Annotated in this window: 18 protein-coding genes, 1 tRNA gene and 1 pseudogene; 11 read left to right on the top strand and 9 right to left on the bottom strand. The window is 71.7% G+C overall.

The genetic code is table 11. The annotated features are described in order from the left end of the window. The first annotated feature begins 158 nt into the window (after positions 1 to 158). Both ACV7NM_RS18680 and ACV7NM_RS18685 read left to right on the top strand, forming a co-directional pair. Positions 159 to 1100, top strand: a complete 942-nt coding sequence (locus ACV7NM_RS18680; RefSeq protein ID WP_463411332.1) for a helix-turn-helix domain-containing protein — start codon at positions 159 to 161, stop codon at positions 1098 to 1100. A 203-nt stretch (positions 1101 to 1303) separates the two neighbouring features. Beyond that, complete coding sequence (locus ACV7NM_RS18685) at positions 1304 to 3178, top strand: AMP-dependent synthetase/ligase (RefSeq protein ID WP_463411333.1); 1875 nt, start codon at positions 1304 to 1306, stop codon at positions 3176 to 3178. A 529-nt stretch (positions 3179 to 3707) separates the two neighbouring features. Here the strand turns inward: ACV7NM_RS18685 and ACV7NM_RS18690 are convergent. Further along, entirely contained in the window at positions 3708 to 3833 is a 126-nt protein-coding gene (locus tag ACV7NM_RS18690; protein WP_463413976.1) for a hypothetical protein, read from the bottom strand. Between the two features lie 65 nt (positions 3834 to 3898). Between ACV7NM_RS18690 and ACV7NM_RS18695 the strand changes: the two are divergent. Beyond that, a pseudogene (locus tag ACV7NM_RS18695) lies at positions 3899 to 4246 on the top strand (AMP-dependent synthetase/ligase); the annotation flags it as partial. 31 nt (positions 4247 to 4277) lie between these two features. On the opposite strand, the gene ACV7NM_RS18700 reads toward ACV7NM_RS18695, so the two are convergent. Next, positions 4278 to 5480, bottom strand: a complete 1203-nt coding sequence (locus ACV7NM_RS18700) for an aminotransferase-like domain-containing protein (RefSeq protein ID WP_463411334.1) — start codon at positions 5478 to 5480, stop codon at positions 4278 to 4280. Positions 5481 to 5623: 143 nt separating this feature from the next. On the opposite strand from ACV7NM_RS18700, the gene ACV7NM_RS18705 reads away from it, so the two are divergent. Next, positions 5624 to 6499, top strand: coding sequence for a hypothetical protein (locus tag ACV7NM_RS18705; RefSeq protein WP_463411335.1), 876 nt, complete (start codon positions 5624 to 5626; stop codon positions 6497 to 6499). Between the two features lie 147 nt (positions 6500 to 6646). Here the strand turns inward: ACV7NM_RS18705 and ACV7NM_RS18710 are convergent, their stop codons facing one another. The 3 genes from ACV7NM_RS18710 to ACV7NM_RS18720 form a co-directional block, all read right to left on the bottom strand. Beyond that, on the bottom strand, positions 6647 to 6859 hold the full coding sequence (locus ACV7NM_RS18710) for a DUF397 domain-containing protein (RefSeq protein WP_136216547.1): 213 nt from the start codon (positions 6857 to 6859) through the stop codon (positions 6647 to 6649). A 215-nt stretch (positions 6860 to 7074) separates the two neighbouring features. Continuing rightward, on the bottom strand, positions 7075 to 7959 hold the full coding sequence (locus ACV7NM_RS18715; RefSeq protein WP_136216546.1) for a helix-turn-helix domain-containing protein: 885 nt from the start codon (positions 7957 to 7959) through the stop codon (positions 7075 to 7077). Between the two features lie 382 nt (positions 7960 to 8341). After that, entirely contained in the window at positions 8342 to 9109 is a 768-nt protein-coding gene (locus tag ACV7NM_RS18720; protein WP_463411336.1) for a GOLPH3/VPS74 family protein, read from the bottom strand. A 186-nt stretch (positions 9110 to 9295) separates the two neighbouring features. Here ACV7NM_RS18720 and ACV7NM_RS18725 point away from each other — a divergent pair, with 186 nt between their 5' ends. From ACV7NM_RS18725 to ACV7NM_RS18735, 3 genes are all read left to right on the top strand, one after another. Next, on the top strand, positions 9296 to 12406 hold the full coding sequence (locus ACV7NM_RS18725; RefSeq protein WP_463411337.1) for a D-alanyl-D-alanine carboxypeptidase family protein: 3111 nt from the start codon (positions 9296 to 9298) through the stop codon (positions 12404 to 12406). 245 nt (positions 12407 to 12651) lie between these two features. Continuing rightward, on the top strand, positions 12652 to 14361 hold the full coding sequence (locus ACV7NM_RS18730) for an MFS transporter (protein ID WP_463413977.1): 1710 nt from the start codon (positions 12652 to 12654) through the stop codon (positions 14359 to 14361). 89 nt (positions 14362 to 14450) lie between these two features. Beyond that, positions 14451 to 14654: a hypothetical protein gene (locus tag ACV7NM_RS18735; protein ID WP_463411338.1), complete on the top strand. Its 204-nt coding sequence runs from the start codon at positions 14451 to 14453 to the stop codon at positions 14652 to 14654. Positions 14655 to 14738: 84 nt separating this feature from the next. Here ACV7NM_RS18735 and ACV7NM_RS18740 read toward each other — a convergent pair. The 3 genes from ACV7NM_RS18740 to ACV7NM_RS18750 form a co-directional block, all read right to left on the bottom strand. Then, positions 14739 to 14811, bottom strand: a tRNA-Arg gene (locus tag ACV7NM_RS18740). Between the two features lie 1271 nt (positions 14812 to 16082). Next, positions 16083 to 16586 (bottom strand): nucleoside deaminase, encoded by a 504-nt coding sequence (locus ACV7NM_RS18745; RefSeq protein WP_463411339.1) that lies wholly within the window; start codon positions 16584 to 16586, stop codon positions 16083 to 16085. A gap of 752 nt (positions 16587 to 17338) precedes the next feature. Next, entirely contained in the window at positions 17339 to 18616 is a 1278-nt protein-coding gene (locus ACV7NM_RS18750; protein ID WP_463411340.1) for a M6 family metalloprotease domain-containing protein, read from the bottom strand. Between the two features lie 331 nt (positions 18617 to 18947). Here ACV7NM_RS18750 and ACV7NM_RS18755 point away from each other — a divergent pair, with 331 nt between their 5' ends. From ACV7NM_RS18755 to ACV7NM_RS18770, 4 genes are all read left to right on the top strand, one after another. Further along, positions 18948 to 19682: a TetR/AcrR family transcriptional regulator gene (locus ACV7NM_RS18755; protein WP_463411341.1), complete on the top strand. Its 735-nt coding sequence runs from the start codon at positions 18948 to 18950 to the stop codon at positions 19680 to 19682. 119 nt (positions 19683 to 19801) lie between these two features. Then, entirely contained in the window at positions 19802 to 21334 is a 1533-nt protein-coding gene (locus ACV7NM_RS18760) for an MFS transporter (RefSeq protein ID WP_463411342.1), read from the top strand. Positions 21335 to 21501: 167 nt separating this feature from the next. Continuing rightward, positions 21502 to 22263: a dioxygenase family protein gene (locus tag ACV7NM_RS18765; RefSeq protein WP_463413978.1), complete on the top strand. Its 762-nt coding sequence runs from the start codon at positions 21502 to 21504 to the stop codon at positions 22261 to 22263. 466 nt (positions 22264 to 22729) lie between these two features. Continuing rightward, on the top strand, positions 22730 to 23707 hold the full coding sequence (locus ACV7NM_RS18770; RefSeq protein ID WP_463411343.1) for a sigma-70 family RNA polymerase sigma factor: 978 nt from the start codon (positions 22730 to 22732) through the stop codon (positions 23705 to 23707). A gap of 186 nt (positions 23708 to 23893) precedes the next feature. Here the strand turns inward: ACV7NM_RS18770 and ACV7NM_RS18775 are convergent, their stop codons facing one another. Next, on the bottom strand, positions 23894 to 24844 hold the full coding sequence (locus ACV7NM_RS18775) for a helix-turn-helix transcriptional regulator (RefSeq protein ID WP_463411344.1): 951 nt from the start codon (positions 24842 to 24844) through the stop codon (positions 23894 to 23896). Between the last annotated feature and the right edge of the window lie 53 nt (positions 24845 to 24897).

Genomic DNA, 24897 nt, shown 5'->3' on the forward strand with positions numbered 1-24897 from the left:
TCCCATCGCTCGGATGGGTGAACTGTGCCAACTGGGCTGGATTTGGTGCGGGTTGCCTGGCATATGCTCATGCCGACAACCTCAGACATGAGACGGCCCCCGCCGGGACTGGCATCCCGGGCGAGGGCCTGACCAACTAGGAAGTAAACGGCTTCCCAATGGCTCTCACGCAGTCTAGTGCGCTGCCCCGCGCCGCAGCCCGGGTTACGCCCGGGAATCACCGGTCCGGCGTCATTCACGTCAAGTCCCGTCACCGCAACCGCTTCACGATCGTCGGCAACCACCTCTCCCAGCACGCGGGGCTGTCCGCCACGGCCATCGGCGTCGCGGTGTACATCCAGTCGCTGCGGGACGGCGCGCTCGTCGGCATCAAGGCGCTGGCCGCGCGCTTCCCCGAGGGGGAGATCCGGCTGGCCGCCGCACTGCGGGAGTTGGAGGAGTTCGGCTACGTCGAGCGGCGGGTCGTACGGCTCGACAGCGGGCGCATGGTCACCCGGACGTACTACTACGAACAGCCGGGCGCCGACCCGGACGAGGCCACGACACCCCGCCAGAGGCGCGTGCGGCCCGTCCCCGTCCCCGTCCCCGTGACGGAACGCGAGCCGGAACCGGGGCCGGAGCCCGCCCCGGAGCCCGTGGCCGAGCCCGTATGGGAATCCGGGGTGCCGGACCCCGAGGCCCAAGAGCCCGTCCCGGAGGCCGAGGAGCAGAACCCGCAGGCCGCTACCCCGCCCCACCCGGCCGCCCTCGACCTGTTGGCGGGCCTGCGCGCCCTCGATCCCGGAGTGCTCCTGTCCGAACGGGACATCCTGCGTCTCGCGCCCGGCACCTCCGCCTGGCTTGAGCGCGGGATCGCCCCCGAAGTCATCGCGCGGAAGTTGATCGCCGAACTCCCGGACCACATGCGCCACCCTGCGTCCGTCCTGGCCTACCGGCTCACCGCGATGCTCCCGCCGCCCCTCCCCGCGGTCCCGCCCGAGCAGTCGAACGGCCCCCGCCCCGACCCGTTGCAGAACTGCGACGGCTGCGAACGCGCCTTCCGCGCCCAGGAACCGGGCCACTGCCGCGACTGTAGGGTCACCGCCGCCGCCGCCGCGTAGGGCGAAGCGGCTCCCGGTCGACAGGTCCGCAGGGGCGGCGCACGCGTCGGCCTGCGCCCCCTCCCAGGTGCGTGACCTGCGTGCGCGCCCGGTGGAGGAGTCGTGTTCGCGGTGGTCAGGGCCTGTTCAGGGGGTGGCCGGCAGCTATTACTCACGCGTAGATTACCGGCGGTAACTCCGGAGTCGAGCCGAGGAGAACGCCCGTGCATCCCGAGCCGAAGCAGGCCGCGCCCAGACCGGCCGCGCCGAGACTGGTCGAGCCCGTCAAGACCGTGATCGACGGGGTGGTGCGGCAGGTCGCGGTGCCCGCGCTCGTCCGGCCGCCCGTGCGCGGATCGCTCGGAGACATCCCGTTCGACAACGCGGCCCATGCGCCCGGCGAGGCCGTACTCGCGCGCAAAGAGCCGGACGGCACCTGGCGTGACGTGAGCGCCGCCGAATTCGCGGCCCAGGTGCTGGCCGTAGCCAAGGGGCTGATCGCCGAGGGACTGCGCGCGGGGGACCGGCTCGCCATCATGGCGCGCACCACCTACGAGTGGACCCTCCTGGACTTCGCGGGCTGGGCGGCCGGATTGGTCACCGTGCCGATCTACCCGACCTCCTCTGCGGCCCAGGCCCGGTGGATCATCCATGACTCGGGGGCGGTGGCCTGCGCCGTCGAGGACACCACGCAGGCCCGCATCATCAGCGCCGAACGGGTGAACCTGCCCGGCCTCGCCCACCTGTGGGAGTTCGACACGGGTGCCGTGGCACGGCTCGTCAAGGCCGGGGAGCGCATCCCGGAGGCGCTGGTGCACGAGCGCAGGCGGGTCCGTACGCCACAGGACGTCGCGACCCTCGTCTACACGTCCGGGACCACCGGACGGCCGAAGGGGTGCGTGCTGACGCACGCGAACTTCTTCGCGGAGGTGGACAACGCGGTGGAGCTGTTGCACCCGGTGTTCCGCGCGGGCGGCGACGAACCCGCCTCCACCCTGCTGTTCCTCCCGCTGTCGCACGTCTTCGGGCGGATGGTCGCCGTGGGATGCATGCGGGCGCGGGTGAGGCTGGGCCACGCGCCGAGCATCCGTACGGAGGACCTGCTGGCGGACCTGGCCGGGTTCAGACCGACGTTCCTGCTGGCCATCCCGTACGTCCTGGAGAAGGTCTACAACACCGCGCGGGCGACGGCGGAGCAGATGGGCCGGGCGGCGTCCTTCGACCGGGCGGCGAGGATCGCCCGGAAATACGGGGAGAGCGGCGGGTCGGGGTGGGGGCTGCGGGCGGCGCGGGCCCTGTACGACCCGCTCGTGTACCGGCGCATCCGGGCGGCGCTGGGCGGACGCGTGCGGTACGTCCTCAGCGGCGGATCGCCGCTGGGGGCGAGGCTGTCGGCCTTCTACACCGGCGCCGGCGTGGAGGTCTTCGAGGGCTACGGCCTGACGGAGACGACGGCGGCCGCGACCGTTACGCCCCCGCTGAAGCCGAGGCTGGGCACGGTCGGGTGGCCGCTGCCGGGAACGGCGGTACGGATCGCGGACGACGGGGAGGTGCTGCTGTACGGGCCGCACGTCTTCGCGGGCTACTGGAACGGCGGGGCGGTGGAGCCGGGCGGCTGGTTCGCGACCGGCGACATCGGGGAGCTGGACGCGGACGGGTACCTGACGATCACCGGCCGCAAGAAGGACATGATCATCACCTCCGGGGGCAAGAACGTCGCCCCGGCGGTCCTTGAGGACGCGTTGCGGGCGCACCCCTTGGTGGCCCAGTGCCTGGTGGTCGGCGACAACCGGCCGTACGTCGCCGCGCTGATCACCCTGGACGGGGAGGGGTTGGCGCACTGGAGGCAGATACACAAGAAGGTCGGGGTGCCGGTCGGGGAACTGCTGGAGGACGAGGAACTGCGGGCGGACGTGCAGAGGGGCGTGGACGAGGCGAACGCGTTGGTGTCGCGGGCGGAGTCGATCCGCCGGTTCGCGCTGCTCGCGGGGGAGTTCACGGAGGAGCGGGGGCAGGTGACGCCGTCGTTGAAGCTGAGGCGGGGGGTCATCGTGCGGGAGTTCGCGTCGGAGATCGACGCGCTCTATCGGGGGCGGTAACCTGTCCGGCGCCCCGACGCCGGCGGCCCGTCCGGGGCGGCGCCCCATGCGGTCGCGGCGCTGCCCCGCCGGTGCGGAGCGGCGCGAGTGGCGCGCACCGGCGGGGCGGACGGTTCCGTACGCCTAGCAGTTGGGGTGGGTGGTGCGGCCCGCGAAACGGTCCGCGAGCTAGTTGCCCGCCTCCAGGGAGTGGGTGATGACCCGCTGACGTGCTCACCGACCCATACGGTGTCGAACTCGACGTCCGCGCCCCGCGCGCACCACTCGGACGCAGCTCGCGGCCGACGGCGTACGGGATCAACTCGTCGCCGAGCGCGTGGTACTGGTACACGGGCGCGGCCGGGGCGGTCCCGCCGAGCCTGCTCTGGCCGAGCCGGGCCCGCCAGTCGGGCTGGGCGAGCGGGTCGCGGGTGGTCAGGTCGGAGATCCGCATGAAGGAGCCGGCGATGGCGTCGATGGCGATACAGCCCTCGCGCAGGCCGTCGATTAGGGCCTTGCCCGCCGGGTTGAGGTAGGAATCGAGCTTCAGCTAGGGGAAGGCGCCGTCCTGCCCGGCGGCGGCCATGAAGATCAGGCCGGAGCCGTAGGAGCCGTTGTTGAAGTCGGCCACCTTCATCAGGTCGGCCGGGACACCGCCGGTCGCCGTGCCCTTCACCCGCAACTCGGGGGCGTAGGAACCCTGGGAAGAACATCACCCCGACCTAAGTCGAGTTCGCTCTCCAGGCCTCGCGGTACGTCTCGCGCGCGGTGTTGATCGGGGACCGCCGCCCCCATCCCGTGGCCCTGATCACCCTGGACGCGGACGAGGTCGCGGCCTGGGCGGCCCGGGAGGGCATCGCCCCGGACGCCCTGGGCCGGCCGGAGGAGCACCCGGCGGTACGGGCGCTGGGGGCGCGGGCCGTCGAGGAGGCCAACGCCGGCGTCTCCCGCCCGGCCCGGGTGCGGGCCTTCCGCCTGCTCCCCGAGGACTTCTCGGTCGAGGCGGGCACCTTGACGCCGACCCTGAAACTGCGGCGGGCGGTGGTGGCCGAGCGGTACGCCGCCGAGATCGAGAAGTTCTACGGCTGAGCGTGGAGCTGCTGAACGTGGAGCCGGGGGGCTAACGCAGGGCGCGGCCCAGCCGGCGCAGGCCCTCGGTGATCTCGGACGGGGTGTGCGTGACGAAGGACAGTCGCAGGGTGCGGTGGTCCGGGGTGCCGGTGTGGAAGGGCGCCCCGGGGACGTAGGCCACGTCGCGTGCGACGGCGGAGGTGAGGCGGGCCGTCGCGTCGTACCCGGCCGGCAGCCGGACCCAGACGAACATGCCGCCTTCCGGCCGGTTCCACTCCGAGCCCGGCGGGAGCGCCTCGGGCAGGCCGGCGATCAGCGCGTCCCGGCGGACGCGGTAGGCCTCGCGGACCGCGGCGACGTGGGCGTCCAGGTCCACCGAGGCCAGGTAGTGGGTCGCGGCCAACTGGTTCACCGTCGAGGTGTGCAGGTCGGCCGCCTGCTTGGCGACCACCACGGCCCGCAGCAGGGCCGCAGGGGCGCGGAGCCACCCCAACCGCAGGCCGGGCGCCATGACCTTGGAGAAGCTGCCGAGCAGGGCGGTACGGTCCTCCGCCCCGGGATGCGCGGCGAGCCACGGCTCGTGGGACCCCTCGTAGCGGAGTTCCCCGTACGGGTCGTCCTCCACCAGCCACAATCCGAGCCGCCCGGCGACTTCCGCGACGGCCTTGCGGCGGGCTCCGGGGAGGGTGCGGCCCGTCGGGTTCTGGAAGGTGGGGATCGTGTACAGCAGCTTGGGCCGCTCGCGCCGGACGATCTCCTCCAGGGCGTCCGGGAGGAGGCCGTCCTCGTCGCAGGGGAGGGGCACGACCCGCGCGCCGGCCAGGCCGAAGCCCTGGAGCGCCGCCAGGTAGGTCGGGTTCTCCACCAGGACCACGTCGCCCGGGTCCAGGAGGGCGTCGGCGAGCAGGGAGAGCGCCTGCTGGGAACCGGTGGTGACGCACACCTGGTCGGCGGTGGTCTCCAGCCCGCGGGCGGTGACCCGCGCGGCGATCGCGGCGCGGAACTCCGGCACGCCCTCGGTGGTCGAGTACTGCAGGGCCCGCGCGGCGGAGGTGCGATCGCAGAGGGTCGCGTCGAAGGCCGCGCGCAGACCGGCGGTGTCGAAGAGCCCGGGCGCCGGGTAGCCGCCGGCGAAGGAGACCACCTCGGGGCGGTCGGTGAGGGAGAGGATGTCGCGGATGGGCGAACCCCCCACCGAGGCGGTCCTGGCGGCGAAGGCGGGCAGCGGCAGGGCGGTGGCGGGAGCGGGCACGGGAGCTCCTTCGGGAGGCGGGTGCGCGCAGCCTAACCACGAAAGGTGCACAGGGCACCTACCTGTCCGCCGGGTGGACGGGAGGCGCGCGTACCGACGTCCGCCCCCTCCCCAACTGACGCTGCATCAGATAGACCGGTCCCATGACGACAGACGAGACATCGACGCGGCGGCAGCCGGGCGGCGAGGACGACACCCGGGTCGAGGAGTACGCGGCGCTCGCCGCGGCGGGACCGTACGGCGTCCGCCCCGGCCACGCGCTGATCACCATGGTCGAACCGCACCCGGGCCACGAGTTCGCGTACAACCGCTGGTACGAGGACGACCACTACTACGCCGGCGCCATGGCCATGCCCTGGATGTACGCGGGTCGCCGCTGGGTGGCCACCAGGGACCTCCAGGAGCTGCGCTACCCGGAGAAGTCGGCCGTCGCCCGGCCCGTCACGGCCGGCTGCTACCTGTCGACGTACTGGGTGACCGAAGGCCGCTACGACGAGCACATGAAGTGGACCGTCGGGATCAACAAGCGGCTGAACCGCGACGGCCGCGTCTACCAGGACCGTACGCACGTCTTCACGGCGTTCCAGGACCACGAGGCCACCGTCTACCGCGACGGCGCCGCCGGGCCGCGGGACTTCCACGCCCTCGACCACCCTTACGCCGGGCTGGTCCTCCAGGTCATCGATGCCGACGGCCCCGAGGAGCGGGCGCGGCTGCTGGAGTGGCTGCGCTCACAGGCCCTCCCGAAGCGGCTGGCGGGCGGCCCCGCGGCGATCGTGACGGTCTTCCGGCCGACGCCACTGCCGGGTGACCGGATGACGTACGTCAAACAGGTGGAGGGCCTCAACACCCGGTTGACGCTGCTGTGGTTCCTGGAGGCCGATCCCCGAAGCTGCTGGGACCGGTTCGAGGGGCTGGACACCGAGGTCGCGGAGGCAGGTCTGGGGCGGGTGGAACTGGTGGCGCCGTTCATCCCGACGGTGCCGGGGACGGACCGTTACGTGGACCGACTGCGCTGAGGGCGGCCGGGTCCGGAGCGACGTCGGGGGCGTGGCCGCTGCGGGCACGGCCGAGCCCCCTCGGCCAGGACGGCGACCGGTCGAGAGGGCTTCAATCTGCGGCCGTCATCGTGGTGCGGACGGTCGGGGCGGACGTCGTAGGCACGCTCAGACGAGGCGTCCCAGCCGTCCCTCGGTGACATCGGTGACGAAGGAGTTCCAGGACCCGGGCGCGAAGGTGAGGGACGGACCGTCCTGCACCTTCGAGTCGCGGACCGCGATGGCGTCCATGACGGGGGACTTGACTTCGACGCAGGCGCCGTTTCCGCCGGAGTAGGAGGACTTGGTCCAGTTTTCCGTAGCGCCCTGACGAATAGCCATGTTTCTCTCCGGTTCAGCGAGTAGTTCCGGGTCTCGCCAGCCATTACTCCGGCTGACGTGATCGACGCTACCTGCCCCGCCCGATGGCTGAAGTGGGCATTCACTCGACCGGGTGGCATATTCCATTCAGGCCTTCTGCGGTCGGGGAGTGACGGTGTACCGTACCGGCCCCTTCGCCACCCGCCCAACCCGTGGCGTGCCCGCTGCCTCCCGTTTTACTTCCCCTTGCCCGCATAGTGCTCGATGATCTCGGCGATGAACTGCCGTGTCTGGTCGACATTGAGCGCCTGGGCGCGCAGGTGCTCGTACATCACGCTGTACTTCTGAACGTCGTTCGCCTTCTCCAGGTACAAATCGCTCGTCACGCCCTCGATGTAGACCACCGTCGAGTCGGAGGCGTCCGGGAATTCCAGGATCGCGTACTGACCGTTGACGCCCGGATGGGCGCCCATCGAGAACGGCATCACCTGCACGGTGATGTACGGCTGTTCCGATTGCTCTATCAGGTATTCCAGCTGTCGGATCATCAACTGCGCGTCGCCCACGTGCCGGCGCAACGCAGCCTCGTCGATCACCGCCCACAGGCGCAGCGGCCCGACCTCCGGGTTGTTGTTGTCGGTCTCGGAGAGCCGCTTCTGGCGGTGCATGCGGACCTGGACGCGCTTGTCCACGTCGGCCGGTGCCGTCTCCGGGAGCGCGCCGCGGATCAGGGCCTGGGCGTACTCGGGGGTCTGGAGCAGGCCGGGGACCATCTGGGGCTCGTACGTGCGCAGACTGGCCGCGTCGGTCTCCAGGCCGATGTAGACGCTGTACGGGATGTCGCCGAAGGCGTGCCACCAGCCCTGCTGGCGCGAGTCCTTGGCCATCTGCATGAGGGAGTCGACGAGCCGGCGGTCCTCGACCTCGTACACGTCGCAAAGGTCACGGACGTCCCGCTGGCTGATGGAACGACGGCCGTTCTCCAGCCGGCTGATCTTGGACTGGGACACGAGCAGGCGCTCGGCGACCTGCTCGGCCGTCATGCCCTTGTCCTCGCGCAACTTGCGCAACTCCATGCCCAGTCGGCGGCGTCGGACGGTGGGATTGACATTGGACGCCACGTGGACGGCACCTCCGCCTTCTTCTTTGGATCTGTCTCTCTGCGTGTCTGATGTTCAGCAGACTGCCACCGAAGGGTGTGGCGGCGCTGGGGAACGGACCGGAAAGACAGAAGCGCGGGGCGGCGGGACCGGTGAACCGGCCCCGCCGCCCCGCGCACCGGCGGCTACCGAACCGGGCCTTTGGGGGGACGACCGGTTGCGGCAGTGGCGGTGTTGCGCTGCTGTGCGTGGTGCGTGCGTGGCGGCCCGCCGGTGGGTCAAGGGGTGTGGCGGGCTGCGGCGCGGGTGGTGTCTTTGGTGCGGGTGGTGCCTGTACTGCGTGCCGTGCGTGCCGTGCGTGCTGTCCGTTCGGTGCGTTCAGTGCGTTCCGTGCGTGCCGTGCTCAGTGCGCGGCCACCCGGGCCATCGCACCCGTACGGCGTGGCTGCATCGGTACGCCGCCGGCCCGGGCGGTGGGTGCCGCCGAGGTCGAGGACGAGGCCGTCGCCGACGCGGTGGCCGGGGCACGGTCGCGCCTCGGCTGTGCCGCCACCCCGTTCTGGACGTCCATGACGGCGTGCGCCACGAGACCGCCCATGGGGTCGTGCCGGATCAGGTCCCGCAGTCGGGATCTGGACGACCGCCCCTCGTTGCCGGGGTACAGGTGCTTGCCGAGTCCGACCGCGTGGGCCAGCGCGGCGAGCGCCGCGGTCCGCGGGTCCGGCGGTACGCCGGTGCGGATCGCACTGTCGAGCCGGGCACGGATCTCCCGGCTGATCGCCGTGTCCGTCGCCTGGTAGCGAGTCGTCGGCAGCACCCCGCACATCTGTCCCGCGACGGCATGCACCATGCCGCAACGCTCCAGGTGAGCGAGGTAAATCTGACGGAGCCCCAGCCGGGGTCCGCCGATCCAGTGAACGGCCCGGACCGGGCTGCCGCGCCTGCGCAGCAGTTCCAGTGCGGAGTCCAGAGTCGGATCTCCTGTCGGCCGTGGCATCACCACGGCGATACGATCCCCGTCAGGGGCTATCCGTCCTGCCAGAGCCAGCTCTACTAGCTGTGCCCCGGCCAGGCCGAGGTCGAGCGACTGCGGCTGCGCCGTGGTTCCCGTGGTCGGGTCCAAGGCGAGCAGCAGAAGCTCCTCCGGAATTGTTCTGCGGCTCCTGCCCATCCATGCCTCCCCGCGTGGATGAGTGACAGGGTGACGCCTCTCACATTCATCTGTCGAGAGCGCCTGGACGCTTTGTGGGGGAACCGGCAGCTATGTCGTTCTCGTCTAGCGGGTGGGCGATGCCCCCGAGACGGGACACTGTTAGACGGTTCGGACAGCGGCCGGACGGCGAACGAGGAGGAACTGGTGGCGGGCGAGTCCCCCGACAAGTCGGTTGATGAAGGTGCGTCGGGAACGGCGGAGTCCGCCGCGCCGTCTGCGGAACGGGACCCGAGGCTGTCGGTCCTGCGCCCGCGCGATGCGGGGTCCGGGGACCGGGACGCGTTGAAGGAAGCGGTCGCGGCGTGGGTCGCCACCAGCGCCTCCGACGGTTCGGCGGACTCGCGTTCGGGTGCGGGCTCGGAGTCGGGCGCGGAGTCGGATACGGGCTCGGGCTCGGAGTCGGGTACGGGCTCGGGGTCGGGTTCGCGTTCTGCCGCGTCCGAGGCTCCGGCCGACCGGGGGTCGGCGGCCCCCGAGGACGAGAAGTCGGGTTCCGCTTCGGCGCAGGACGAGCCGCAGCGCGCTTCGGGCGACAATGACCGTGATTCGGCCAAGGTGTCCCGCTCGGCGGAGTCGGGGAAAACGGCGTTCGGTGTGTCGAGGTCGGGCTCCGCTTCGGGTGCGGCTTCGCGGGCTGAGTCGCGTGGCGATGGGGCGGACTCGGCGGAGCGTCGGTCGGCCGGGCCGGAGGTCGAGGAGCCGAAGGGCGCCGCCTCCGGGAAGCCGTCGGCCCCCGCCGACCAGCGGACGACCGCCTTCGGAGTGGTGAAGCCGGGTTCGGGTTCCCCGACCGGGGACTCCGCGACCAAGGCGTCCGACGCCGCCGCGTCGGAGAAGCAGCCGGCCGCACCGGAGAAGCCGGTGACGGGCGCCGACAGCGAGCGCACCGCCGTCTTCCGCACGGTCGGGGCGGAGCGCGCTTCGGGCGACCGTGACCGTGATTCGGCCAAGGTGTCCCGCTCGGCGGAGTCGGGGAAGACGGCGTTCGGTGTGTCGAAGTCGGGCTCCGCTTCGGGTACGGCTGCGGACGCGGACGCGGCTTCGGGTGCGGCTTCGGGTGCGTCTTCGCGGGCTGAGTCGCGTGGCGATGGGGCGGACTCGGCGGAGCGTCGGTCGGCCGGGCCGGAGGTCGAGGAGCCGAAGGGCGCCGCCTCCGGGAAGCCGCCGGCCCCCGCCGACCAGCGGACGACCGCCTTCGGAGTCGTGAAGCCGGGTTCCGCTTCGGCCGCCGATGGTCGAGATTCGGCCAAGGCGCCGGCCGAGGAGCCGCGTACCGCCACCCCGACCGACCCGGCGCCGGGCGCGGACAGCGAGCGCACGGCCGTCTTCCGGGCGGTCAAGCCGGAGACCGCCGCGCCCGAGAAGCAGCCGGCCGCACCGGAGAAGTCGGCGCCGGTCGCCGACAGCGAGCGCACCGCCGTCTTCCGCACCGTCAAGCAGGACGCCGTCGCGCCGGAGAAGAAGCCGGCCGAGGAGTCGCGTACCCCCGAGAAGAAGCCCTCCGGGGACCCCCGTACCGCCCCGGGCAAGCCGGCGGCGGCCGATCCCGGCGGGGACAGTGAGCGCACGGCCGTCTTCAGGGCGGTCAAGCCGGGCACGGCCGCGCCCGAGAAGAAGCCGGCCGGGGAGCCGGACACCGCCACCCCCAAGACGAAGCCCTCCGGGGACGCCCGTACCCCCGCCCCCGAGAAGAAGCCCTCCGGGGACCCCCGCACCGCCCCGGGCAAGCCGGCGGCGGCCGATCCCGGCCGGGACAGTGAGCGCACGGCCGTCTTCCGGGCGGTCAAGCCGGGCACCGCCGCGCCCGAGAAGAAGCCGGCCGCACCCGGACCGCAGGGCCGCGGCAGCGCCTTCGTACCGCTGGGCGGCGACGGGCCCAAGCCTCCCGCGCCGGCCCCGCAGCCGACGGGCCGGCCCACCCGGCCTCAGCCCTCGCCGGACGCCGAGCGGACCACCCAGCAGCCGCTGCCCCCCAAGCCGCCGCTCGACATGCTGGCGGACCTCACCAACAACCCGCCCCCGCCGCCGACCCCCCTGCGCACCGCGCTCCGGCGGGTCAAGATCTACGCCCCGATCGTCGTGCTCCTCGCGGTGGTCCTGGCCGTCGTGCAGCTCGTACGCCCGCTGCCCGCGCCCCGGCTCGCCATGAGCGCGAAGGCCTCCTACACCTTCGACGGTGGCGCCCCCACCCTCCCGTGGCCGAAGGAGGGCCAGGGCTTCATGGCCGCGGCCGGCCTCGGCACCGTCGGCACCTTCGGCGAGCAGAAGCCGATCGCCATCGGCAGCGTGGCCAAGACCATGACGGCGTACGTGATCCTCAAGGACCACCCCCTCAAGCCCAAGGAAAAGGGCGCGATGATCGACGTCGACAAGACGGCGGTCGACGACGGTCGCAAGGAGTCCGAGGGCGAGTCGACGGTCACCACGTTGAGGGAAGGCGACAAGATCTCCGAGTACGACGCCCTCGCCGCGATCATGATCCCGTCCGCCAACAACGTGGCGCGCCTGCTCGCGCGCTGGGACTCCGGCGGTGACCAGGCGGCGTTCGTCAAGAAGATGAACGACGCCGCCCGGGACCTGGGCATGACCAACACCACCTACACGGACCCGTCGGGCCTGGACGCGACGACGGTCAGCACCGCCGAGGACCAGGTCAAGCTGGGTCTGAAGGTCGTCGAGATGCCGGAACTGCTCGCGATCACCAAGCTCCCGAACTGGACCGACCCCTACGGCAAGACCTGGCGGAACTACAACGACCTCGTCCCGTACAACGGCGCCGTCGGCATCAAGACCGGCTCCACCACCAAGGCCGGCGGCAACCTGCTCTTCGCCGCCGAGAAGAAGGTCGGCAAGACCAACCAGCTGATCGTCGGCGCGGTGCTCGGCCAGTACGGCGTCCCCATCCTCGGAACCGCCATCGCGGCCAGCAAGGACGTCATGATCGCCACGCAGAAGGCGCTGACGAACGCGACCGTGGTCAAGAAGGGCGATGTCGTCGGATACGTGGACGACGGGCTCGGCGGGCACACCCCGGTCGTCGCCACCGCCGACGTGCAGGCAGTCGGCTGGCCCTCCCTCACGATCACCGTGAAGCTGGGTGACGGCGGAGCCAAGCTGCCGGCGACCGCGAAGGCGGGGACCGAGGTCGGGGTGCTGACCGTGGGCGAGGGTGCCAGTCAGGTGAAGGTGCCGGTGGCGTTGCAGAGCGATCTCGTCGCGCCCGGCATCGGCAGCAAACTGACTCGCGTCGGCTGATCCGCCCCCGACCCGCGACCCGCGCAGGCGCCCCGGACGACCCCGGGGCGCCTGAGCGCGTCTGTGAATCCGGGCGCCGCGGGGAGCCGCGGGAGCCGGAGGGAGCCGTGGACCGGGAAGCTCGGACGGACCGGGAGGGCCGGAATGCGTGAACGCGACGGAAGAGGGCGTCGGCAGTGACCACCGCTGAGGAGTACCGGCGACCGGAGGGCGCCCGCGACACCGGACCGCGCGAAGCGACCGGCATGAGCCTGGCGCAGCGGCACCCGGTGGTCGTCGCCACCGTCCTCGCTGCCGTCCTGCACGTCGTCTGGTTCTTCTGCTTCGCCAACAGCGGCGGCGACCTCGCCGCGCAGGACGCGTGGGCGGAGTTCGTCGGCCGCCACCCCGACACGGCGTACAACCTCGCCTGGTACGGGGGCATGCACCCGGTCTCGTACAGCGTGGTCTCGCCGTACCTCATGCACGTGCTCGGCGTCCGCACCACGATGATGCTCGCCGGTACGGCCTCGGCGGGGTTGCTCGCGCTGATCCTGACCCGGTGCCGCGGCGCCGTGCGGCGTCCGCTGTGGCCCGCCCTGGCAGGGGTGTACGGGCTGCTGTGCAACGCCCTGTCCGGCCGTGTCACCTTCGGGCTCGGCGCCATGTTCGCGCTGGCCGCTGTCGCGGCCGTCTTCTGCTGGCCGCGCAAGTGGTCCCAGCGGCGCTGGGCCAAGGCCGCCGTCGCCGCCCCGCTCGCCGGGCTGGCCACCGCCTCCAGCCCGGTGGCCGGCCTCTTCCTCGGGGTGGTCGCGGCCGCGCTGTTCCTGAGCGGGCGGCGGCCGGGGGCGTACGCGCTGGGACTGGCGCCGGTGGCCGTGGTCGGATTGTCGGCCTGGCTGTTCCCCTTCTCGGGGACGCAGCCGATGAAGCTGGGTTCGGCCTGGCTGCCGTTCGTGTTCGGGCTGGCGATCCTGTTCCTGGTGCCGAAGGGGTGGAAGACGGTCCGGATCGCCTCGGCCGTGTACACGGTGGGGGTGTTCCTGACCTGGGCGATCGACTCCCAGGTGGGGTCGAACGTCACCCGTCTGGTGATGCTGTTCGGCGGGGCGGTGCTGCTCGCGGCGCTCCCGTACACGGTGCCGCGCTCGCGGCGCTGGTACGCGGTGGTCGTCGCCTTCGCCGGGCTGACGGCCTGGATCACCGCCAACAGCATCACCGACATCATCCGCACCACCCCGCTGGCCGCCTGGAACCGGGAGCTGGCACCGCTGGTCGACCAGCTCCAGAAGGTGGGCGCCGACCGGGGGCGGGTGGAGGTGGTCCCGGCCAGCAGCCACCGCGAGTCGTCGGCCTTCCCGTCGTACGTGAACCTCGCGCGCGGTTGGAACCGGCAGGCGGACCTGGAGCGCAACCCGATCTTCTACGACGACACCCTCACGGCCGACAGCTACCGGTCCTGGCTGGAGCGCTGGGCCGTGCACTACGTGGTGCTGCCCGCCGACAAACCCGACTCGGGCGGGGCGGACGAGGCGAAGCTCGTGCGGGAGGGGCTGCCGTACCTCCAGCAGGTGTGGGGCGACGCGAACTGGCAGCTGTACAAGGTGCTCGCCCCGACGGACCTGGTGGCCGGCCCCGCGACGGTGCTGCGGGCGGGCGCCGACCAGCTGGTCATCGAGGTGCGGGAGGCCGGGCGGGTCCTGGTGCGCATCCCGCACTCGCCCTGGCTGGGGCTCCTCGACGCGGCGGGCAAGGCGGTGCCGCCGCCGCAGGAGACCTTCGCGTCGAGGGCGGCGGCCACGACGCCCAAGCAGTACGCGAACTCGGCCGGCTGTCTGTTCAAGGCCCCGGTGGACGCCGACGGGGACGTCTGGACGGAACTGCTCGCCCCGGCGCCGGGGCAGTACCGGGTGGCGGCGAAGTACCAGCTGCCCCGGGGCACGCCGTGCCCGGAGGAACTCCTGCACGGCCCTTGATCGGCGTGCGCCGCCCCCCATACCTGCATACGATCCCGTTAGACCGATTGGCAGACCTATGGGGTGCTTCCCGAGGGAGTGACGACGGGATGAACAAACAGCACAAGCAGGACGTGCGGGCGGCGATCACGAAGGCCGCGGACCAGACCCACCTGCCCCGCACGCCGGGTCACGGCTTCGAGGGGCCGGTCCCGACCAAGGTCAAGGGCGGAGCGCACACGAAGGCGGCCCTCAAGCGTTCCGGCTCCCCCCAGGGCGACCGCATCGGCGAACGCAGCAAAGGCCTGAGCTGACGCCCGAGCCGCCCTCCCCTCGGGCCCGCGAAAACCCCGAAGGCCCCCCACCATCACCCGGCGGGGGGCCTTCTTCGGTTCACGTGCCCTCGGCAGGATTCGAACCTGCGACACCGGCTTTAGGAGAGCCGTGCTCTATCCCCTGAGCTACGAAGGCGGGGGCTTGACGAAACCGAGAGGAAGATCCCCAGTGGGGGGTTCGCCACCCTCGGCGAGTCAAACATGCTGATCAGCCGGCCCTGTCCGCGTGCCGGGTGAGATGTCCTGACGGATACATTCCCCGGCGTGCGCCCAGTAGCCAACTGGCCACCGACAGCCTAGCGGATCGTGTCGCACGGATGCGCCCCCATTGGCGCACGGTTCATCGGAAGTGGGTGGCCGAAGAGCCGCCTGTAGCCGGCGGTACAGGAACGGCGCGACGCGGCGGCCACTCGCAGGAGTCCTGGGGTGCGACTCCTGGCGCGACAGAGGGGGGCGATCGGGGCGAGGGCGACGGCGGGTGCCACCTGAGCGTCCCACCGAGGGACTGACCAGGCGGCCGCCGGGGTCGCGCCGGGGGCAGGCTCCCAGGGGGCTCCGTCGATCCGCAGACGCGAGTGGGCGGCGACGGCAAGTCGAGTGGCCTGCGGCCGACGTCGGCAAACTGCGCAACATCGCGAGTGCCTGGTGCGCGTTCGCCGGCGACATGGAAGACATGGCGGCAGCCGCCAACAAGGCGGCGCAGACGCTGATCCGAAGAGGAAACTCGACCGGGAATTGGAAATTGCCGGAAGCGTCATCGTCGCCGGTACGACCCTGGCGTTCTTGCGAAGCCGCTCTCACTCTCGGAGCCACCGAAGTCGCAGCGGCGGCCGCCACGGCCACCACCGTCGAGCTCGCCGCGACCGTGGGCGTGGCAGGAAAGGAGCTCAAACCACCCAACGCGCGGCACACCGTCTCGGGGTCGGCCGGTGGCGAGGTGAAAAAGGACAACTTCCCTCGACGACGGCACCGGCAGCCCCCTCTGGACCGCGAAGGGCAACCTGGTGGTGTGGGAGAGGGTCATCACGCAAATGGAATCCGCGTGGGCGCCATCGGGGTGGTACCCGGCCGACCTCTACCGGGAGCGGCTGGAAGCTCGCGACGAGCTGGACGGAATCGGTGTCCGCCTGCCTCGTGACGTCACCGAGCTGCTCGACGAGGCTTTGGAGCAGTTGGACAAGCGGTTTGTCGCTGCGACAGAGGATGACCCGTCAGGGAGCCTCCGCAGAGGACTGGCGGGAGAATCCGCAGAGCGTGCCGCGGTCGGATTGGTGGTGGAACCGCCACCCGAACCCCGCACCTTGGGAGCAAGACTGACTGACGGGGGCGGACGAACTCGGCTCGGCCTGTGCCCGTCGCCGTCGGGTACAGGCCGAGCCGCCGTCGGTCCTTTGCGCGTGGCGCCGGTCAGTAGTCGATGCGGTCCGACTTGGCCAGCCACGCGTCGAACGGCTGCGTACGGTTCGGCAGGTGCAACTGCTCGACCGACATCGGCCACATCGACGCGGGCGTCTTCTCGAACAGGTCGTAGAACTTGCGGTCGTCGAAACCGGCCACCGCGGCATCGTGCCGGTCGGCCGCGAAGACGATCCGGTCGACTCGCGCCCACAGCGCGGAGGAGAGGCACATCGGACAGGGCTCACAGGAGGTGACGAGGACACAGCCCGCGAGGGAGAAGTCGCCCAGTTCCTTGCAGGCGGCGCGCATCGCGCTCACCTCGGCGTGGGCCGTCGGGTCCAGGCTCGCGGTGACCTGGTTGTTGCCGAGCGCGACGATCTCGCCGTCCTTGGCGATCAGGGCGCCGAACGGACCGCCGCCGTTGGCCACGCTGTTCGTGGCCAGTCTGACGGCCTCTTCGATCCAGGCGTTCTCAAGGTCCTGGATGCTCGCTTCTTGGATGTGCGCGGTCACGTTCACTCCTCTTGGAGACGGTGGGGGTTTCCCGGTTGCGCCGCCCGTGCGGGGCACGCACCCGGGACAACAAGTGGCCCCCGCGGGGTGCCGCTTCGAGCTGAGCGCTCTCGGCGGCACCCGGGGAAGATCATCTGGGCTGGGTACCGACGGTGTGTTCCGGCGCGGCCGGGGAGTGGGGCAGGCTCGACCCCGTCGCGTTGCGGATGGCGTTCACGACCGCCGGCCTGGCGGAGATGCTGGGCGGTTCGCCGACACCCCACACGCCATTGGGAGAGCCCGGGGCGGCCCGCTCGACCCCGGCGACCCGCACGGCGTGTCGGCCGGTGCGGGGGTGCCGTCGTGGGGTCCAGCGGTGACGGCGGTACGCGGATCGGGGCAGGCGATCTCGACATTCCGACCGGATGACGTCCCGGTCACGGCTTTCTCCTTCCTTCGGCAAGAGGTCAGGAGAGCCGATGTCGTGACCGGCGATCCGGCACCACGCGACTTCCTCACGGAGCGTGGTGGCGGCGCGGACACGGCAAATACAATCCCCCGCTTGGTTGCGACTTGTGATGAGTACACAGGCAACGGGGGGGAGACAGGTAGGGGTGGAAGGTATGAAAACTCCGCCGGCTGAAACCGGCTCTTCGTAGACTTCTACGAGAGCCGGTTCGTCCTGGATGTCACCCCTGGTTGATACTCCAGATGCACCGCGTGATCAGGGCGGCGGAGGGGGAGGGGAGGTGGCGCCGCAGGGATGGCCGGTGCTACTTGCGCGTCACCCGGACCTTGAAGTTCCCGGTGCGCGGTTCGCCCACCACCGCGATGGTGACGCCCGCCTTCCCGTCGGTGAAGGTCTCGCCCGGCCGGTACGGCGCGTCCGACAGCTCCGAGTGGACGTTCGGCCGCCGTGTGCACCCCCCGCTGGCGCTCGTGCTGTCGGACACCGTCACCGGCCCGCGCCCGGTGTCCACCTGCGAGTCGACCTTGTAGATCAGTACGCCCGGCTTGCACACGGCCTCGTCGTTCCCGGCCTGCGTCCGCACCTCCACCGCGTACCCGCTGTTCTCCGTCAGCGGTACGAAGGTCAGCTTCATGCCGCCCTCCGCCCCCAGCGGCGTCAGCACCTGCTCCGTGACCCCGGCCTTGGCCGCACAGCCGATCTGGTCGCTGTCCAGCCAACCCAGCTTCCACTTGTGCCAGCCCAGCAGATCGTTGTTGGAGCCCCAGTCCTCGCTCATGATGTCCCAGTGCCCGACCGCGCCGCCCCCGTCGGAGGTGTACAGGTCCGGCAGCCCGAAGACGTGGCCGTTCTCGTGCGGCAGCACCCGGTAACCGGTCTCGCGGTAGGAGCCCGAGCCGTCGTCCTGTCGGCTGTACACGAAGGACGTGTTGGCGAGCGGGACCCCGTCGGCCATCGGCGCCTCGCCGTTGCCGGAGAACGTCACCGACAGGACGGTGTCCAGGGCGGAGGGCCCTGCGTTCGGCGTGACGAGTACGTTGATCAGGTCGTACCTGCTGAAGTCCACCTCGGAGTCGGCGGCCTGCGCGATGTGCTCGACCAGCTGCCGGTAGCCGGGTTCGTACGCGGACCCGCGCCCGATCCCGTACGCCGCGAACGGCATCGGCATCCTCAGCCAGTTCCGGATGGGCGCCTCGGCCCGGTAGGTGAGCCGGCCGTACGAGCTGGTCCGGAACCAGTCCGAGGTCTGGGGGAAGAACTCCGCCAGCCGGTCCATCGCCGAGCCCTCGCCCTTGGCGTCGGGGAAGTCGATCATCAGGTTCAAGGCCCGGACCTCGCCGGTCGACCGTGAGTAACCGGGCGGCGTCGGAATTCCCTCGGACATCTGGACGCCCATCGTGCTCGCGATCCGGCAGGGCGCGAGAGCGGAGTCGACGCTCGTGGCCGAGGGGCCGGCGGTCGAGTGGCCACGGCTGGATATCCCGGCGCCGGCGGTCGCCGTGACGCCGATGGCCAGCGCGGCGATGCCGACGTACGCGCAGGTGCGGCGTGGACTGCGTATCCGGTGGCGGGTCTGCGTCATGGAGCTCGCCTTCGGGCCGCGGCAGCCGGCCGGGCCCGGTCTGCTCTGTGCGCTCACCCTCCGACGGCTGCGGCGCGCCCGCGCGCCGGGCACGGCCAAACGGGAACACCGGGCCGCGATGGTGTGACCCGAGTCACACGTGCGAGTGAAATAACCGGGGAGTCGATCCCCGTTTGCACAGAGGTCCGCCAAACGGGGACGGCTTCCCCGTTTGGGGCAGCGCATCGAACCCCGACCACCACGTCCCCATGATCACCAGCCGACATGATCACGCCGGAGCGATCACGTCCCGACGATCAGTCCCCGAGTCCCGCGCCAAGGAGGCACCGCGATGAAGCGCCCCACCACCGCCACGGCGGCCCCGACCGCCCCCCGGGCGTCGGTGGACCTCACGGGCCCGGCGCCGCACCCGGCCCGGCCCGACGTCGACGGCAAGGGCGGGCGGCTCCCGCGCCCCCGCGCCGACGCCGTCCGCAACCGGGAGCGCATCCTGGCGGCGGCCCGGGAACTCTTCGTCGAGTTCGGCTCGGCCGCCCCCTTCGACGAGGTCGCCCGCAGGGCCGGCGTCGGCAACGCCACCCTCTATCGGCACTTTCCCGACCGGGCCGCGCTGGTGCACCACGTCGTGCTCTACGTCATGGACCGGGTCGTCCTCCACGCGGAGGAGGCCCTCGCCCGGGAGCCCGACGCCTTCGCCGCGCTGTGCCGGTTCACGCACGCGGCGGCGGACGAGCGGTTCGGCGCCCTGTGCCCGATGCTCTCCGCGGACTTCGACCACGACCACCCCGAACTCATCGCGGCGCGCGGCGCGTTGGCGGAAGCCATCGAGAGCCTGCTGGCCGCGGGCCAGGACGGCGGACTCGTCCGCACCGACATCGGCGTCGGTGACCTGATGGTCGCCCTCTCCCAACTCGGCCGCCCCCTCCCGGGGACCGGCTGCCCGGACGCGGACCGTTTCGTCCACCGTCATCTCCAGGTGTTCCTCGACGGGTTGCGTGCTCCGGCCCGCTCCGAGCTGCCGGGCGCCGCGACCACCCTGGACGACCTGCGGCGGACCGCCATGTGACGCCCCGAGCCCGGATCGCGGCGCCGTCGCCCCGAACGCCCCGGCGGCGGCCGCCCGTTGACTTCAAACATGCCTTCAGTAGCAATTCCGTCATTTCGCACAGTGAAGTGGGTACCCCCATGTCCAAAACAGCCGCGACACCTCCGTCGACCGCGGACCCCAGCCGCTGGAAGGCCCTCGTCTTCATAGCCCTGGCCCAGCTGATGGTCGTCCTCGACGCGACCATCGTGAACATCGCCCTCCCGTCCGCCCAGACCGACCTCGGCATCTCCGACGGCAACCGCCAGTGGGTCATCACCGCCTACGCGCTGGCCTTCGGCGGGCTCCTCCTCTTCGGCGGGCGCATCGCCGACAAGTGGGGTCGCAAGAAGACCTTCATCACCGGCCTCACGGGCTTCGCCCTGGCCTCCGCGCTCGGCGGCGCCGCCACCGGCGAGGCCATGATGCTGGGCGCCCGCGCGCTCCAGGGCGCCTTCGGCGCGTTGCTGGCGCCCGCCGCCCTCTCGCTGCTGGCCGTCATGTTCACCGACGCCAAGGAGCGGGCCAAGGCCTTCGGCATCTACGGCGCGATCGCGGGCGGCGGCGGCGCCGTCGGCCTCATCCTCGGAGGCTTCCTCACCGAGTACCTGAACTGGCGCTGGACGTTCTTCGTCAACATCCCGTTCGCGATCATCGCGGCCGCGGGTGCCTGGTTGGTCATCCGCGAGCCCGCCGGCGGACGCAACCGCGCCAGGCTCGACGTCCCCGGCGTGGTCCTGTCGACCCTCGGTCTGGTCTCGCTGGTCTACGGATTCACGCGCGCCGAGTCCGCGGGCTGGTCGGACGGTCTCACCGTGGCCATGTTCGTCTCCTCCGTGGTGCTGCTCGGCGGCTTCGTCCTCACCGAGCTCAAGGTGAAGTCCCCGCTGCTGCCGATGCGCGTCGTGCTGGACCGCAACCGCGGCGGCGTCTACCTCTCCCTCGGTCTGGCCGTCATCGCGATGTTCGGCCTGTTCCTCTTCCTCACCTACTACCTCCAGGTGGTGAAGGGCTTCTCACCCGTCAAGACCGGTTTCGCCTTCCTGCCGATGATCGCGGGCATGATCACGGGCTCCACCCAGATCGGCGCCCGTCTGATGACCCGTGTTCCGCCGCGGCTGCTGATGGGCCCCGGCTTCCTGCTCGCGGCGACCGGCATGCTCCTGCTCACCCAGTTGGAGGTCGGCTCCTCCTACCCGGCTCTGATCCTCCCGGCGCAGCTGCTGCTCGGCCTCGGCATGGGTTCGGCGTTCATGCCGGCGATGTCCCTGGCCACGCACGGGGTGAACCCGGCCGACGCCGGCGTCGCCTCCGCCATGGTGAACACCTCGCAGCAGGTGGGCGGCGCCATCGGTACCGCGCTGCTGAACACCATCGCCGCCTCGGCGACGACCGCGTACCTGACCGACCACGCGGCGCAGGCCGCCGCGGGCGGTGCGGCGGCGAAGCTGATCCAGGCGCAGGCCATGGTGCAGGGGTATTCCTCGGCCATCTGGTGGGCCGTCGGCATCCTGGTGACCAGCTCGCTCATCGCGTTCACGCTGATCAACACGGGCCGGCCCGGCTCGGGTGGTCCGGTGGCCTCGGGCGGCGGGGTCGCGGACGAGGTGAAGGTGCCGGTGCTCGCCCACTGACGGGCCCACACGCTGTGCGGGAATGACGGTCGACCCCGCTTCGTTCAAATTTGAACGAAGCGGGGTTAGTCTTTTCACGGGACCGCGTACGAGGACGTACGCCGGCCCCCCGCACCGGCCACGAGGAGCGCGCTGTGTCCACGAACACCACCCCGGCGACGGGCCGCATGCCCGCCCTGTACCTCAGCCACGGCGCCCCGCCGCTGGCCGACGACCCGATCTGGCCGGGCGAACTGGCCGCCTGGTCGGCCCGCCTGCCCCGCCCCCGCGCGATCCTGATGGTCTCCGCGCACTGGGAGGAGGCCCCGCTGGCCCTCGGGGCCACCGAGCCGGCCCCGCTCGTGTATGACTTCTGGGGCTTCCCCGAGCACTACTACCGGGTGCGCTACGACGCCCCGGGCGCCCCGGAGCTCGCCGCCTCGGTACGCAAACTGCTGCGGGCGCCCGGTACCCCCGTCCAGGACATCCCGGACCGGGGGCTCGATCACGGGGCGTACGTCCCGCTCGTGGAGATGTTCCCGGAGGCCGACATACCGGTGCTCCAGATATCCATGCCCACGCTGGACCCCGTGCGCCTCATGGGCATCGGCCGCACCCTCGCCCCTCTGCGGGACGAAGGCGTCCTCATCGTGGGCAGTGGCTTCTTCACGCACAACCTGGCCGCGCTGCGGCACGGCGGCGTGCCCGGCTGGTCGACGGAGTTCGACGCCTGGGGCCGCGAAGCGCTGGCCGCCGCCGATGTGGACGCCCTGCTCGACTTCGAGGCCAAGTCCCCGGCCGGCCGGCTGGCCCATCCCCGTACGGAGCACTTCGCGCCGCTCTTCGTCACCCTGGGCGCGGCGGAGGCCTCCGGCGACCTCACCACCCCCGCCACCTCCGTGGACGGCTTCTGGATGGGCCTGTCCAAGCGCTCCCTACAGTTCGGCTAGACCGGTTCCGGGTGAAACGGCCCGTTTGTCGCGTCTTCGGTCATTCACGGTCATTCGCTCACCAGTCCAGGCAACCGTGAGCCCGCCGGGGTCGTCCTCGCGGTTGGGAAGCACAGCCTGGGCGGCGCCGTCGTGGCGTGACGGGCGTCTCACGGGGCGCAGTGGTGGCGGATGTCCGTCAAAGCCAGGGAACGGCGTCGGCACCGGCCCTGACCTGCACCTCCGCCGGCTCATGCGGCGCCGCTCCGCGTCCCGTCGGCCGGGGACGACGGGGCAGGATACTGCAAGATCTGAAAAAAGAGCGGACCGCGTGGGAATTCTGTCCCGATTCCAGTCGTTGTTTCCTTCGGAAGCGGGCACTCGGGAGAGTGTCCGAAGGACGCGTCGACCGTGCCGCACCTCTCGCAGCCGAGGCGTCCGGCAGCCGCACCGCGACCGAAATCCATCGCATCGCAAGGGAGCACGCATGGCAACCCGCGCCGTCGCCCGCAGTCAGTCCACGGGCAGTGCCCGCGCCGCGGGCGGCGAGATCGCCGACCGCGACCTGGTCGGAATGTACCTGGACGAGATCGCGCGCACCCCCCTGCTCGACGCGGCCAAGGAAGTGGAGCTGTCGCAGATCATCGAGGCGGGCGTCTACGCCCGGCAGATCCTCGACGGCGCGATAGAGCCCGCCGGGGAGAGCCCCACGCGCGAGGAACTGGAAGCCCTGGCGGCCGAGGGAGAGCGCGCCAAGGAAGTCTTCATCCGTTCCAACCTCCGCCTGGTCGTCGCCGTCGCCCGCCGCTACCCGCGCAGCGGGCTCCCGCTGCTCGACCTGATCCAGGAGGGCAACGCGGGCCTGGTCCGCGCGGTCGAGAAGTTCGACTACACCAAGGGCTTCAAGTTCTCCACGTACGCCACGTGGTGGATCCGCCAGGCCATCACCCGCTCGATCGCCGACCAGTCCCGCACCATCCGTCTGCCCGTCCACCTGGTCGAGGAGCTCGGCCGCATCCGCCGCATCCAGCGCGAGTTCAACCGGCAGAACGGGCGCGACCCGGAGCACGCGGAGATCGCCGCCGAGTTGGACACGACGGAGAAGCGCGTAGGCGACGTACTGGACTGGGCGCGCGACCCGGTCAGCCTCAACATGGGCGTCGACGACGAGGGCGACACCCAGTTCGGGGACTTGCTGGAGGACACCTCCGCGATCTCCCCGGAGCAGTCCGTGCTCTCGCTGCTTCGCAGCGAGGAGCTGGAGGACCTGCTCGGCAAGCTCGACCAGCGCACCGCGTCGATCATCAAGATGCGGTACGGGATCGAGGACGGCCGCGAGCGCACGCTGACCGAGGTCGGCAAGCAGCACGGGCTGACCCGCGAGCGCATCCGGCAGATCGAGAAGCACGCGCTGCTGGAGCTGAAGCGGATGGCGCGTGACACCGGCTTCGACGCCGTGGCCTGATCGGCCCTCGGCGCGCGACGAAGCCCCCCGAACGAGCCCCCGGTGCCTATCCCCCCCAGGCGCCGGGGGCTCCCCGCTGTCCGGGACCGGCCGACCGGGACCACCCCGGCCCGGCTCCCATGAACCGGCATCCCCGCCCGGGGTCCGCCCCCACCCCCAGGCCCCCCGGGCCCGCCCCCCCGGGCCTCACGCCCCGGCGGGGCTCGACCTCACCAACCGCGCGGCCAGGACGCGGGCCGCCTCCGCGAGGGCCGGCGGAGTGTGGACCGTGAATTCCTCTCCCGTCAGGGCGAGCCGGGCCGCCAACCATTCCGGCGCGTCCCCGCTCTCGAACCGCACCCGGCAGCCCCCCGCCACCGGCACCTCGTTCCCCCGCAGCCAGCCCGGCAGCGCCTGCGCCGGCGCCGCGAAGGTCACCTCCACCGCGTACGTCTGCGCTCCCCGCAGCCCCCGCCGCACGAACTCGGCCGCGTCCACCGGCAGCGCCCGCGGGGTGAACCGCGCGCCCGTCGGGAACGGATCGCCGACCCGGTCCACCCGGAAGGTCCGCCAGTCGTCCCGCTCCAGGTCGTACGCGACCAGGTACCACCGGCTCCCCGTGCTCACCAGCCGGTAGGGCTCCACCAGCCGCCGGGACTCCGCCCCGTCCCGTGCCCGATAGGCGAACCGCAGCCTCTCCGGGCCCGCCACCGCCGCCGCCATGGTCGTCAGGGTCCGCGGGTCCACGCTCGCCCCGTCGCCGCGGGTCACCGCGACCGTGGCCGACTGCAACGCGCCCACCCGGCGCCGCAGCCGCGCCGGCAGCACCTGCTCCAGCTTCGCGAGGGCCCGTACGGAGGCCTCGTCGACCCCCTCGATCGCGTGCCCGGCCCCCGCCCGCAGGCCCACCGCGATCGCCACCGCCTCCTCGTCGTCCAGCAGCAGCGGTGGCATCGCCGCGCCCGCCACCAGCCGGTACCCGCCCTCCGACCCCAATGTGGCCTCGACCGGGTACCCCAGCTCGCGCAGCCGCTCGATGTCCCGCCGGATGGTGCGGGCACTCACCCGCAGCCGCTCGGCCAGCTCGCTGCCCGGCCATTCGCGCGGGGTCTGGAGCAGGGAGAGCAGGGTGAGCAGCCGGGCTGGAGTGTCGTTCATGAGAACCAGGCTGCCAGGGAAATAGGACACCAACTGACCTACATGGGGTCTAG

The sequence above is a fragment of the Streptomyces sp. Tek67B01 genome, assembly GCF_055231995.1.

What these genes read in the sequence shown, in the direction of transcription:
- ACV7NM_RS18680 (WP_463411332.1), top strand. Translation starts at nt 159, where the DNA reads ATGGCTCTCACGCAGTCTAGTGCGCTGCCCCGCGCCGCAGCCCGGGTT.
- ACV7NM_RS18705 (WP_463411335.1), top strand. Translation starts at nt 5,624, where the DNA reads ATGACGACAGACGAGACATCGACGCGGCGGCAGCCGGGCGGCGAGGAC.
- ACV7NM_RS18710 (WP_136216547.1), bottom strand. Translation starts at nt 6,859, where the DNA reads ATGGCTATTCGTCAGGGCGCTACGGAAAACTGGACCAAGTCCTCCTAC.
- ACV7NM_RS18720 (WP_463411336.1), bottom strand. Translation starts at nt 9,109, where the DNA reads ATGGGCAGGAGCCGCAGAACAATTCCGGAGGAGCTTCTGCTGCTCGCC.
- ACV7NM_RS18730 (WP_463413977.1), top strand. Translation starts at nt 12,652, where the DNA reads ATGAGCCTGGCGCAGCGGCACCCGGTGGTCGTCGCCACCGTCCTCGCT.
- ACV7NM_RS18735 (WP_463411338.1), top strand. Translation starts at nt 14,451, where the DNA reads ATGAACAAACAGCACAAGCAGGACGTGCGGGCGGCGATCACGAAGGCC.
- ACV7NM_RS18750 (WP_463411340.1), bottom strand. Translation starts at nt 18,616, where the DNA reads ATGACGCAGACCCGCCACCGGATACGCAGTCCACGCCGCACCTGCGCG.
- ACV7NM_RS18755 (WP_463411341.1), top strand. Translation starts at nt 18,948, where the DNA reads ATGAAGCGCCCCACCACCGCCACGGCGGCCCCGACCGCCCCCCGGGCG.
- ACV7NM_RS18760 (WP_463411342.1), top strand. Translation starts at nt 19,802, where the DNA reads ATGTCCAAAACAGCCGCGACACCTCCGTCGACCGCGGACCCCAGCCGC.
- ACV7NM_RS18765 (WP_463413978.1), top strand. Translation starts at nt 21,502, where the DNA reads ATGCCCGCCCTGTACCTCAGCCACGGCGCCCCGCCGCTGGCCGACGAC.
- ACV7NM_RS18770 (WP_463411343.1), top strand. Translation starts at nt 22,730, where the DNA reads ATGGCAACCCGCGCCGTCGCCCGCAGTCAGTCCACGGGCAGTGCCCGC.
- ACV7NM_RS18775 (WP_463411344.1), bottom strand. Translation starts at nt 24,844, where the DNA reads ATGAACGACACTCCAGCCCGGCTGCTCACCCTGCTCTCCCTGCTCCAG.